The 12,328-nt window shown below is 35.1% G+C and carries 14 protein-coding genes; 10 read left to right on the top strand and 4 right to left on the bottom strand.

Annotated elements, in window-relative coordinates; all coding sequences use genetic code 11:
• A complete protein-coding gene (locus AN34_RS08850; RefSeq protein ID WP_029284418.1) occupies positions 1 to 1,011 on the top strand; it encodes a type IX secretion system membrane protein PorP/SprF in 1,011 nt (336 codons plus the stop codon).
• A 97-nt stretch (positions 1,012 to 1,108) separates the two neighbouring features.
• Here the strand turns inward: AN34_RS08850 and rpoN are convergent, their stop codons facing one another.
• Positions 1,109 to 2,581: an RNA polymerase factor sigma-54 gene (gene rpoN, locus AN34_RS08845; protein WP_029284416.1), complete on the bottom strand. Its 1,473-nt coding sequence runs from the start codon at positions 2,579 to 2,581 to the stop codon at positions 1,109 to 1,111.
• Between the two features lie 157 nt (positions 2,582 to 2,738).
• Here rpoN and mscL point away from each other — a divergent pair, with 157 nt between their 5' ends.
• Positions 2,739 to 3,173, top strand: a complete 435-nt coding sequence (mscL, locus tag AN34_RS08840) for a large conductance mechanosensitive channel protein MscL (protein ID WP_029284414.1) — start codon at positions 2,739 to 2,741, stop codon at positions 3,171 to 3,173.
• A gap of 39 nt (positions 3,174 to 3,212) precedes the next feature.
• On the opposite strand, the gene AN34_RS08835 is transcribed toward mscL, so the two are convergent.
• Positions 3,213 to 4,085, bottom strand: coding sequence for a ChaN family lipoprotein (locus tag AN34_RS08835; RefSeq protein ID WP_029284412.1), 873 nt, complete (start codon positions 4,083 to 4,085; stop codon positions 3,213 to 3,215).
• A 129-nt stretch (positions 4,086 to 4,214) separates the two neighbouring features.
• On the opposite strand from AN34_RS08835, the gene AN34_RS08830 reads away from it, so the two are divergent.
• The 8 genes from AN34_RS08830 (at position 4,215) to tsaB (ending at position 9,267) form a co-directional block, all read left to right on the top strand.
• Positions 4,215 to 4,985 (top strand): LiaF domain-containing protein, encoded by a 771-nt coding sequence (locus AN34_RS08830; RefSeq protein ID WP_029284410.1) that lies wholly within the window; start codon positions 4,215 to 4,217, stop codon positions 4,983 to 4,985.
• A gap of 125 nt (positions 4,986 to 5,110) precedes the next feature.
• Positions 5,111 to 6,172, top strand: coding sequence for a sensor histidine kinase (locus tag AN34_RS08825; protein ID WP_036676834.1), 1,062 nt, complete (start codon positions 5,111 to 5,113; stop codon positions 6,170 to 6,172).
• Entirely contained in the window at positions 6,150 to 6,884 is a 735-nt protein-coding gene (locus AN34_RS08820) for a LytTR family DNA-binding domain-containing protein (RefSeq protein WP_029284406.1), read from the top strand. Before AN34_RS08825 ends, AN34_RS08820 begins: the two co-directional genes overlap by 23 nt.
• A gap of 20 nt (positions 6,885 to 6,904) precedes the next feature.
• On the top strand, positions 6,905 to 7,426 hold the full coding sequence (locus AN34_RS08815; RefSeq protein WP_029284404.1) for a hypothetical protein: 522 nt from the start codon (positions 6,905 to 6,907) through the stop codon (positions 7,424 to 7,426).
• 190 nt (positions 7,427 to 7,616) lie between these two features.
• A complete protein-coding gene (gene rpmH / locus AN34_RS08810) occupies positions 7,617 to 7,775 on the top strand; it encodes a 50S ribosomal protein L34 (protein WP_010601723.1) in 159 nt (52 codons plus the stop codon).
• Positions 7,776 to 7,840: 65 nt separating this feature from the next.
• Entirely contained in the window at positions 7,841 to 8,239 is a 399-nt protein-coding gene (locus AN34_RS08805; RefSeq protein ID WP_036676831.1) for a ribonuclease P protein component, read from the top strand.
• Positions 8,223 to 8,453: a membrane protein insertion efficiency factor YidD gene (yidD, locus tag AN34_RS08800; RefSeq protein WP_029284400.1), complete on the top strand. Its 231-nt coding sequence runs from the start codon at positions 8,223 to 8,225 to the stop codon at positions 8,451 to 8,453. Before AN34_RS08805 ends, yidD begins: the two co-directional genes overlap by 17 nt.
• A gap of 127 nt (positions 8,454 to 8,580) precedes the next feature.
• Positions 8,581 to 9,267 (top strand): tRNA (adenosine(37)-N6)-threonylcarbamoyltransferase complex dimerization subunit type 1 TsaB, encoded by a 687-nt coding sequence (tsaB, locus tag AN34_RS08795; protein ID WP_029284397.1) that lies wholly within the window; start codon positions 8,581 to 8,583, stop codon positions 9,265 to 9,267.
• Here the strand turns inward: tsaB and AN34_RS08790 are convergent, their stop codons facing one another.
• Positions 9,268 to 10,677 carry a DUF5723 family protein gene (locus AN34_RS08790; protein WP_051666353.1) on the bottom strand — a complete coding sequence of 470 codons (1,410 nt, stop codon included), beginning with the start codon at positions 10,675 to 10,677 and terminating at the stop codon, positions 9,268 to 9,270. It abuts the gene before it with no gap.
• Between the two features lie 24 nt (positions 10,678 to 10,701).
• Positions 10,702 to 12,273: a hypothetical protein gene (locus AN34_RS08785; RefSeq protein ID WP_157263260.1), complete on the bottom strand. Its 1,572-nt coding sequence runs from the start codon at positions 12,271 to 12,273 to the stop codon at positions 10,702 to 10,704.
• Positions 12,274 to 12,328 lie beyond the last annotated feature (55 nt).

Below are 12,328 nucleotides of genomic sequence, written 5' to 3'. Positions count from 1 at the left end.
TTGAAAAAATATTTACTTTTACTCTCATTCTTGGTTTCGGTGAGTGCTTTTTCTCAGCAAAAGCCACAGTATACGCAGTATATTTTTAATCAATATTTATTAAATCCTGCACTATCTGGTATTGAGAATTATATCGATTTTAAAGCGGGTTACCGTAAACAATGGGCTGGAGTTGCTGATGCGCCTCAAACAACATTTGTTTCGGCTAACTGGGCCTTAGGCGATCAACAGTTATGGAGCAATGCCTTAACCTCATTTCCAGAACAAACTGGAAACCCTATGGACCGAAATTATACACAGAATTATATGTCATCTCCATCACATCATGGAATGGGGGTAACTGCAGTTTTAGATAAAACTGGTCCGTTAAAGCGGCTTGATGCCAATCTAACTTATGCCTATCACTTACAGCTGAATAGTCATTTAAATCTTTCTGCGGGTGTTGCGGCTGGTATATCCAGTATCTCATTAGATATTAATGCCCTAACTTTTGATACGCCATATGATCCGGCATTATCCAGGGCGTTGGTTAATCAGGTTAAACCTGATTTGAGTATGGGTTTGTGGCTTTATGGAGCAAGGCTTTTTGCCGGTATTTCTGCACAGCAGATTTTGCCACAAAAACTAAGCTTTTCCGGAGATAACCAATACAATCAAGGTAAAGAAGTGCCGCACTTTTTTGCTACCGCGGGTTATAAGTTTTTTGTAGATGAAGAAATTGCGGTAATTCCATCTGTGATGGTTAAATATGTTCAACCCTCACCAACATCAGTAGATCTGAATGTGAAATTTGCTTTTAAAGATAAACTCTGGCTTGGAGGGAGTTATAGAAAAGATGATTCTTTTTCTGCAATGGCCGGATTTAATATTAGTAAATTGGTTAACCTCACTTATTCCTATGATTTTACAACATCTGAGCTTAATCAAGTGAGTAATGGGAGTCATGAAATTGTATTGGGCTTATTACTCAATAATATTTATAAAGTGCCATCTTATATTAGAATGTGGTAATAGTAGTTGGTTGTTTGGTAAACGGGTGGTTAGTTGTTTGGTAATTATTCAACAAGGGCTAAAAAGCCAACCAACTAAAAGACGAAAAACCAACCAACTATAATTCTTTTCTTAATCTGGCAACAGGAATATTCATTTGCTCACGATACTTGGCAACCGTTCTTCTGGCAATATTATAACCACGTTCTTTTAAAATTTCTGTCAGCTTCTCATCGGCTAATGGTTTGCGCTTATCTTCATTTCCAATACAATCTTCCAGAATTTTCTTAACTTCTTTATTGGAAACTTCTTCACCATTTTCAGTCTGGATGGCTTCAGAAAAAAATGACTTTAATAAAAATGTGCCAAATTCTGTTTGAACATATTTAGAGTTCGCCACTCTGGATACTGTGGAGATATCCATATCAATTTTATCGGCAATATCCTTTAAAATCATTGGGCGCATTTTGCGTTCATCAGCGGTTAAAAAATATTCATACTGATAATGCATAATCGCATTCATGGTTTTAAGCAAAGTTTGTTGTCTTTGTTTAATTGCATCAATAAACCATTTTGCAGAATCTAGTTTTTGCTTTACAAACTGAACTGCTTCTTTAAGCTTTTTATCTTTTGAAGATGCTTTATCATAATGCTCAAACATTTCCTGGTAAGAGCGACTTACTTTAAGTTCTGGTGCGTTTTTAGAGTTAAGGGTTAAAATGAGGATGCCATCATTATTGCTGATGTGAAAATCAGGAATAATTTGCATTTGCTTGGTTGTTACCTGATTGGCATCTCCAGGTTTTGGGTTTAAGCGAAGAATTTCATTCACCACTTCTTTTAATTCTTCACTATACAGGCCGAGGCTTTTCTCCAGTTTGTCATAATGCTTCCGCGTAAATTCATCAAGATAATTCTCAACCACATTCATTGCCTTAACGATAATTGGATTGGATGGATCTTTTCTTTTTAGCTGGATGAGTAAGCATTCTTTTAAATCTCTAGCACCAATACCTGGAGGATCAAAGCTTTGAATCAGCTTAAGCATTTCCAAAACATCTTCCTCTTCAACCATTACATTTTGTGAAAATGCCAGGTCATCAATCATGGAACCTAACGGACGGCGTAAATAACCATCATCATCTAAACTTCCAATGATTTGCTTGCCTATAATGAAATCTTGATCTGAAAGAGGAACAAGGTCTAATTGTTCCTGAAGACTTTCGAAGAAAGTGCTTTCAATAGCGATTGGCGTTTCCTTTTTCTCCTCGTCATCATCGCCATTATTATAATTGGTGCTATAATCATTGGTATTGTCATCCTGTAGATAGTCATCTACATTAAACTCATCCATGCTATTATCTTCAGCAGGCCCATCAAATTCTTCTGGCCCGTCGTTAAGATCGTCATATTCTCCTTTTGGTTCTTCCTGAGTCATTAAACTAGGGTCTTCCAAAGCAGGGTTTTCTTCAAGTTCTTCCTTAATTCGAGTGTCTAAAGCAACGGTTGGCACCTGCAACAATTTAATGAATTGAATTTGTTGTGGTGATAACTTTTGTAATAATTTTTGTTGTAAGTGTTGCTTTAGCATATTATATAGTAGAATGGCGTCAAAAATAAACAAATCATTTCAAATTTTTTGGAATAACACCAAATGACTTTGCTTGCTCATTAAATTATTCGCTAAACGTTTGTATTGACTTTAATGTTTGCTACTTTAGTAGATAAATAAACTAAAACGACTAAAAATGGGCTTTGTAAAAGAATTTAAAGAATTTGCAATCAAGGGTAATGTAATGGATTTGGCAGTTGGTGTAATTATTGGCGGCGCTTTTGGAAAGATTATAGACAGTGTTGTAAACGATTTAGTGATGCCACTTGTTGCTGCATTAATAGGGAAACCTGATTTTAGCAATTTATACCTGGTATTAAGAGGTGCCGTACCAGAAGGTACAGCATTAGCCGATGCAAAAAAAATAGAAGGAGCAGCTATTTTTGCTTATGGAAACTTTATTACAGTAGCTATTAATTTCATCTTATTAGCTTTGGTAATCTTTATGATGATTAAGGCCATCAATAAAATGAAGCGTAAGGAAGAGGCCGTTGCGGCTGCGCCTGTAGCGCCACCAAAAGAAGAAATTCTGTTAACCGAAATCAGAGATTTGCTTAAGGCAAAAGCTTAATAAAAAATCTGCAAGTATTAAACCTTGCAGATTTTTATTTTAATAGCTTCTTTTAACTATTGGATTGGTGATGATAATGTAATCGCCTAGATTTGAAAACCTACTCCAATCTGCTTTTTCAAAGTCTTGGTCTGAAAAAGCTGATATATTCAGAATTTTAATTTTTGGTGAGTATTGATGTAATTTAGCCAGGGTGCCCAGTTTTTCATCACTGTGGAAACGTCCGTTTATGTGAAAAACTTTTATGCCTTTATTTGCATTGATAAATCTGGAAATAGACCAGGCCATAGTCGCATCCCAAAAATTCTGTGTTTGATAAACTTTCATCGTGCCCATATTGTGGCCACCTAACAATGCCGTAAATTTTTGATAGTATCTTCCTGATGCAGTATCTACAGGTAGCGGTGGTAAAAAGTTTAAAGATGTTTTTGGGAAATCTTTAAGCACAATTAAACCACCTTTGGTAACTGCATTGCTATATCGGGCTGCAGCATTTGCGGCAACAACTTGTAATTTATTGAACTTGGCATATTCTATAAGCGGCCTGTAATCCTGATAATTATCCCAGGCCCGTGCTTCTTTAATAAAATTTTTTTCGGAGATTACATTGGCCAGGTATTCATTCATAACAGGCTGAACATCGGTATGAAACATCTCCATGCTAAGTGCTACTTGTTGAGGATAGGTTTTATTGAGCTTTTCCAATATTTTTGCTTCCAGATCATGACCAACAGAATCATTATGTTCTTCGCCGAAAAATAATACATTCACATTTTTCATGTCAGCAATGATCTCATCAGCTGAGATTTCCTTTTGTTTCCTGACGTCGTATATTTTATATGGCAGGTTAAGGTCTTGCGCTTTTAATCCAATCGCGGCAGTCAGGCAAAGCAAGATCAATAAATATTTCATGGGCTCAAATTAAGAAATATTTTTTACCGATAAAATAAGGCTGTTCACCGCTGTTTGCCCAGTTTTTATATGGCAAGTATATAGAAGAACATGATTTATAAACATCTTTGTTCTTAAATAGTAATCGAAATGGAAAACATCAATCATCATAATCAAAATACTTCGGGCAGGGTTGTGGGTGGCCTCGTCATTGCAGCTATCGGGATCATATTTCTTTTAAATAACCTTGGTCTGGATATTCCGGGATGGGTATTCAGCATTTGGAGTTTGCTTATCGTATTGGGAATATATATAGGCTTTCGTCGGAATTTTAAAGGTATAGGCTGGCTGGTTTTAGTACTGATTGGGAGTTATAATACTATAGATAGAATGGGGTTTGATTTTGACCTTTCCAAATATGCACTGGGCTTTGGTTTAGTAATTATTGGTGGATTTTTAATCTTAAGGCCCAATGAACGCATTAGGGTTAAGCGAAAAATGAAAGCCAAGTTCAAAAATCAATTCAATACAGTTGGTGCGGATGAAGAAACATTTAAAACGGCCGATCAGCATGCTTCTGATCATGATATTATTGATGTTGTAGCCGTTTTTGGCGGTAATACACAAACCGTTTATTCTAAAAACTTTAAAGGTGGAGATATTTCGGCTGTGTTTGGTGGAGCAGATATCATTATGACGCAAGCAGATTTTGCCGAAACAGCTAGTTTGGATGTTACTGCAATTTTTGGTGGTATCAAATTAATTGTTCCGCAGAACTGGGCGATTAAATCGAATGTGACTGCAATTTTTGGAAGTGTAGAGGATAAAAGATCGCATTTAACGCCTACAGGCGATATTCAAAAAACCTTGATTTTAGACGGAACCGCGATGTTTGGCGGGATAGAAATCAAAAGTTTTTAATGGACATTGATGATAAAGAATTACCAATTTATCATCAATAAATACCTACATCACTTTCGGCAAAGATTTTTCTTAACCAGCTGATTGCGTTAACCTAATCATACCTTTAACTAAACTAAACCGTTTTGACAACCAGACCTTTATCTATTCCGCAGATACAAAAGATCTCTTTCAGCTTTGCTATAGCATGGATTATATTGTGCGCCACAGGTTTGCATTATGTAATTAACTTTTCGTGGATAATAGCCTTTACTGATAGTACGGTAAGTAACGTCCTTTTGGCAGCGGCCTGTATCGTGATCAGCAATATGCTGGGTTATTATCAGCCAAAAAATGAACGTATTCTTTATGTGCTCATTGTAAGTTTGGCACTAACCTTTGTGGTTCTTTTCACGGCAAAGTATATTACGTTCTATCTGTTCGCTGATTTTAAGGAATACAAAGAATTTTATAACTTTTCTTTTGCATTTCGTGGCCTCATATCTTTTATGTGTCTCGGTTGGTGCGCATTGGCAAACATTCTCTGGTATAGACTGGAGGAACAGACTGAAACACACGAACGCCTTACAGCGGCTAAAAGTTTGGCAAAAGAAGCTGAACTAAATAAGTTGAGGCATCAATTGCAGCCACATTTTCTTTTTAATAGTTTAAATTCTGTTTTCGCTTTAACGATGATTAATCCAAAAGAAGCAGGTGTGATGATTACTAAACTGGCTTCATTTTTAAGGGGTACGCTTAAACGTGATGATGAATTGTGGGTGACGGTAGAGGAGGAGATGGAATACATTCAACTGTATTTAGATATAGAAAAAGTGAGGTTCAGCCATAGGTTAAATATTGAAGTTAATGTTGCCGAGGATACATTAAACTTAAGCCTGCCCGGAACATTATTGCAGCCCATTGTAGAAAATGCCATTAAATTTGGATTATACAATACATCTGCAGGAATTACAATAAAGGTTGATGTTACTTTAGCGAATCATGTTTTATCGTTAAGGGTTCAAAACCCATTCGATCCGGAAATGAAGGCTGCGAGCGGAACAGGCTTTGGTTTAAGTGCCATCAAGCGTAGACTTTATCTTTTATTTGCCAATCCGCACCTGCTACAAACAGAAATTGAGGCAAATAATTTATATATTACCACCCTAAAAATCCCGCAAAAAAATGATCAGAACGATACTCATTGATGATGAACCTTTAGCCAGAGATATTGTTAAGTTTTATTTAACAGATCATCCTGAAATAGAGGTTGTTGCTGAATGTTGTGATGGTTTTGAGGGATTAAAGGCCATAACTTTACATAAGCCAGACCTTATTTTTCTGGATATTCAAATGCCTAAAATAAGTGGCTTTGAAATGCTGGAGCTGGTAGATGATAAGCCAGCAGTTATTTTTACCACCGCTTTTGATGAATATGCCATTAAAGCATTTGAGGTGAATGCTGTTGATTATTTACTTAAGCCTATTGATAAGGGTAGGTTTGAAGCTGCTATGAAAAAACTTCCCGGCCGGTTGAATCAACAGGGAAATACAGAAGCTGTTTTAGATGCTGCTGCCTTAAGTCCTGCGCAGAACAATAGGGTGGTAGTTAAAAAAGATGGTGTAATTAAAATTATCCCAACGGCAGATATTAATTATCTTGAAGCTGATGATGATTATGTGAAAATGAATACGGTAGATGGGGTTTTTTATAAAAATAAAACCATGTCTTATTTTGAGCAAACGCTAGATGTAAATCAGTTCATTCGTATTCACCGTTCTTATATTATTAATCTGGCCCAGGTTACTAAAATTGAGTTGAAAGAAAAAGACAGTTACGTGGTATTGCTTAAATCAGATATTTGGTTGCCGGTAAGTAAGACAGGATATGCCAAGTTGAAGGTAGCATTGGGACTATAAAATTTAAAAATATTAAGATATTGAAAGAAGAACTGATAAGATTTGCAGCAAAATGGCACGAGGGGCAAAAGCGAAAATATACCTTTGAACCTTACATAAACCATTGTATTGAAGTTGCTGAATTAGCAGAGGCTAACCATATTCCATTTGGGTATGAAATTGGTCTATTTCATGATTTATTAGAGGATACGCTATGCTCAAAATCGGATTTGAGATTATTGTTATCTTCAAATTATTCCATAAGTGAGGTAGATTTTATTATTAATGGTGTTATAGCATTAACAGATATTTATATTCCTGATAATTTCCCCAGTTTAAATAGGGGAAAGAGAAAGGTTTTAGAAGCTGAAAGGCTAGCTGGTATTTTACCAACTTACCAAAGTGTTAAATATTGTGATTTAATAAATAATACAATCTCAATTGTTGAGCGGGATCCTAATTTTGCTGTAGCTTACTTAGCTGAAAAAAAATATATTTTAAGTCTAATGAATAAAGGTAATATTGATTTATATAACGCTGCACTTAATATTATTGAGGTATAAGTCTTAAAGAGTACTGATTTGATATATTCAAAGTAATCCAGTGTAAGAACATCATTAAGTCTGATTTTTCAAAAGTTTTTTTACATTTGCAATTGAATAAAAAATAAAAACTAAACACTCTTGCATTTGTAGAGAAATCACTTTATATTTGCACCTCTTAATTTTGAAATTAATAAGATAATATACAGTCATGAAAAGAACATACCAACCTTCGCAAAGAAAGAGAAGAAACAAACACGGCTTCCGCGAAAGAATGGCAACAGCTAACGGCAGACGAGTATTAGCATCACGTCGTGCTAAAGGAAGAAAAAGATTAACAGTTTCTGACGAACGCAAGCATAAAGCATAGTTTTTGATTGCTTTTCCGGATTCGGAATCGGCAGAGCAAAATCTGCAATTATCAATCAAAAATATATGTACACATTCAGGAAAGAAGAACGGTTATGCAGCAGAAAACATTTAGATCTGCTGTTTAAAAACGGTTCTTCTTTTTTATTATACCCATTTCGCATCTCTTATCTTTTTATTGATGAACCTACAAGCATTCCTGCTCAGGTGGTCATTAATGTTCCTAAGAAAAGATATAAACGAGCTGTAGATCGTAATCTGCTTAAGCGTCGCATCCGTGAAGCTTATCGTTTAAATAAGCAAGATCATTTTTATAATCAACTTCCAACAGAAAGGGGCTTATTATTGTTTTCTATTCAATATGTTGGAAAACAGAAATATGAATTTATCTTCATTCAAAAGAAGTTAATTGCTACTTTTAAACGTTTTATAACTTTAGTTCAGCCACATGAAGTTGTTGAATAAGGCTTTCTCCTGGCTTTTTTTGGCGCTGATCAGGATTTATCAATATGCAATTTCTCCTATGCTTGGTGCCAACTGCAGGTTTACGCCTACGTGTTCTCAGTATGGAATAGAAGCCATCAGGAAATATGGGCCATTTAAAGGGGGCTGGATGGCTTTAAAAAGAATTGGGCGATGCCATCCCTGGGGTAAACATGGTCATGATCCGGTTCCATAAGATTATTCGTCATTAGTTCATGAGGCACTAATCTATCTTTTATAGATGATTATTTAATCAACTCATCACTTCAAACTCAAAACGATAATATCTTCGTCCATTTTACTATTTTTGATACATTTGCGACATGGCTAAAATACTTCAATTAGAAACAGCTACACAGGTTTGTTCTGTTGCTTTATCATTCGATGGAAAAACAGTTGCATGGAAAGAAGAAAGTGGACAAAACCTACACGCCGCCAATTTGACACTTTTTATTGATGAGGTGATTAAAAAAGCAGGTTTAACTTATCAGGATTTAGATGCGGTTGCAGTGAGTAAAGGGCCAGGATCATATACCGGATTAAGAATAGGCGTCTCTACTGCTAAAGGATTGTGTTATGCCTTAGATAAGCCGTTAATTGCCATTGAAACACTAGAAATGATGGCTGCAGGCTTTATGGTGGAAAACCCTGCATATGCTGGTTTAATTTGCCCAATGATTGATGCCAGAAGAATGGAAGTTTATACTTCGGTGTTTAATTCATCATTAGAAATTATTGAGCCAACGTCTGCCAAAATCATCGACGAAACCAGTTTTGCTGATTTATTGCTACAAAACAAGATTAGCTTTTTAGGTGATGGTGCTGCAAAATGTGCTGAAGCGCTGAATCATCCAAATGCATTTTTCGATGCAAATAACTTTAACGCTTCAAAATATATGTCGGCTTTATCCTTTGATGCTTTTAACCAAGGTCGATTTGAAGATGTAGCGTACTTTGAGCCTTTTTACCTGAAAGATTTTGTAGTTACACAGCCTAAACCAAAAGTTTAATTATTTTCTTTTAAAGATAGAAAAAAGGTTTTTGAAAAAGCTTCCTTCCTGTTGATCATTAATTCCTGGCATTACATCACTAAATTGAGGATGATTAACAATATTACCAAACTTAATGCCTACACCCATATAAACTGAAGCGCCATTGGGGCCGCTCCCAATATCTGCATTGCTGTTATAAATTCCTCTGGCTTGGTTAAAAGTAGAAAACAAATTGTCTGTACCTCCAAAAAGTTCGAAGTTAGGCGTTTGATATTTTCCTTGAATGCCAATCATAAAAATATGATTAAAATTATAGAGTGGCGTTACACTGGCAGATATGTTTTGATGAGTAATGGTATTAACAAAAGCAATATCGCCACCTTTATAAAATAGATTCTTTGAAACGATAAGCGCAGGTTTATAAAAGCCATATTGTTTGGAAACGTAGGCATCAAATTTAGCATTAGTAGCCGCTAAAAATTTTTCGCTTTGTTGAGATAACAGAAATATATCTCTGATCTCCTGATTGTTATTGGAAGATTCACTATTAATTTCGGTTAAAAGTTTAGATTGATTTACTGTGGCTTTTTGCGTTCCGCTTCTCCACCAGATAAAACCTAAATCTTTAATATTTGCCATCAAATAAAGGCCTTTCTTTGTAGTATAATTGGTTCCAAAACTTAACGATAAGCCTGGATTTTTAAAGTTAGGTAGAAATGTATTTTTATTAATTTCATCTGTGTCAGAGAAATTACTGGCATAGGTTCCATCCAGTCTAATTGCCAATGCATTTATACTATTATCGATGTAAAGATTAGAATTTCTAATGTCCAGTTTATTGTACAAAATTCCACTCAATAGACTTGCTTTCACACCAAAAGCCAATCTCTTATTGTAATTTTCTCTGTATGTAAAGCTAAACTGGTGATAGGATTGCTGGTAACCTCTGGTGTTAAAAATTCCATCAAGCTGTGTATCAGATTTAAATCTACTGTAAGAATCAAAAATAGCCAGCGTTTCATTCGTGTAGTCTAAATTTACATCAGAGCGAATTTGCCAGGAAAGCCCAATCTCTTTGTGGTATTTATATGATTTGAATAAACGGAAAGTAGCTACATATATATTGCTGTTTTCATAGAGGTGATTGATGGCGCCAGTACCAATTGGAAGTGTTCTGGTATCGTTAACACCTTGCTGTGTTAGCTTTCGCACCACGTATTCTGCATCTCCAACATTTGCTGCATTAACACCAAAATAGGGTAGGAAGAAATTGGATGAAAATTTACGTGAAGAATCCAGCGTGAAAGATTTTTGAGCAACATTTTCAAAAGCATCGAACATGGTTTTCGTGCCAAAAAGGGCATATTGCTGCGCATTCGCAAAATAGCCACTAGCCATTAAGGTGATGGTAAGTAATAATTTCTTCATTTAAATTAATTTTGTGGCTATCGCTTATTTAATGATACTCGATGAGTCTGATGTGTTTTGCTTGATGTATTTATTTAAAAGCATGTTTGTAATGAATTTGTTTTGATCAGCACTCATTTGATAATAAAAGCTATCAAATTCTTTCAATCCACTATCTGCCTGTAAATGTTTATAGTATTTTAACAGAAGCTGACTTCTGAAGATATCTTTAGAATTTTTTAGGTTAATATAAAAACCAACATTTGAGGTATTGGATAACTGATTTAGGACATCAAGATAGGCGGGCTCCTGGATCAGCAATTTGTTATTTTTATAACTATTTAAAAAAGACTGCACTGTACTAGCATTATTGGCGATAACAAGCTGATTGTCAATAATGAGGTAATAAGGTTTGGTGAAATTTTTAAAGGGCTCACCCAGGTAAGTGAAAAGGATATCAGCTGGTTTAAAATGTTTAATCTCATCATTGTAATCTTCACTTACATCAAACAACAGTTGTTTCACCTTTTCTCCATTAATTAATGATATGGCGGCTAATTTTTCTCCCGTATTTAATTGAAAGGTAGCAAATTGATTTTTAAGGTATGTTGGAAATATAGCATTTAAGTCTGTGCGGTACTCGTTTTTGACCTTTTTAATCAGTGAATTTCTTTTATCAGTTAATTTTTTAAGTGTTTGCCAGCTGATTAACTTGTGTTGCCAGGATTGATAGTTATCATAAGCATATATGGTGTAATTGGCCGTACGATCCGGAAGTATATTCTGAATATCAGTGGTTTGAACAGGTGTGTGCTCAAACAGCTTTAGGTAATTATCTGCTGACTTAATTTCTGTGTTTCCATTAAACAAAATTTTTTCTTTACTGAAATTGTAATTTAAAGTGGCAAAGCTATTTTGTGTTTTAAATAAAGCCATTTCGCCATTCAAATTCCCGGTAATAATATTCTTTAGCAGTAGGGGTGCCTGATTAAAGTTAATGTGCAACTGTGCCAATATATTTTTGTTTAGCAACCTGGATTCTTTAATATAAGCTGTAAAAGGATTTTCATTAAGTCTGATTGCCGCATTTTTTATTAACTTTAGTGAAGTGGATACCGTTAAAACCTGATGCTGAATGCCCATAAAAACATTCAGGCTATCATTTACCTTAAGGGTATAAATGTTTTTTTCCTTTAATACTGGCTTAACGATTGGCTGGAGTATATTTTGAAAATTGATCAATTGCTGATCTGGCTTTATCTGAACGGTAAGGAGAAAATTAAGGGTATGATTGGAATCTGGGAGTAAGCTAATATAAATCTCCTGATCCTGTACAAAGTTATTGATCGACTTTTTATTAACGAAACTTTCTTTTAGTTGTTTAAGTAAGTTTGTTTTTTCTTCACCAATGAATTGCTGTAAAAGGCCTTGTCCTTCAATAATTTCGTAAAAAGCTTTATCATTCTGAAATGAAAAAAGGATTGCAGCATTGTTGGTCGCCGATTGGAGTGCCAAATCTTTGGCATCGTTTTCTGTACCCAATTTAGAAAAATATAAATAGGACATTGATGCTACACCCAACAATAAAACACTCACTAATATTATGATCTTTCTCATCTGCTACGCAACAAATTTAATTTAATTACATTGATTAGTGAGAAGTTCTTTATCA

Origin of the sequence: Pedobacter sp. R20-19 (genome assembly GCF_000708265.2) — a bacterium.
Classification (GTDB): Bacteria; Bacteroidota; Bacteroidia; order Sphingobacteriales; family Sphingobacteriaceae; genus Pedobacter.
The sequence above is the reverse complement of the archived record's forward strand: the minus strand, read 5'-3'. Positions and strand labels throughout refer to the sequence as shown.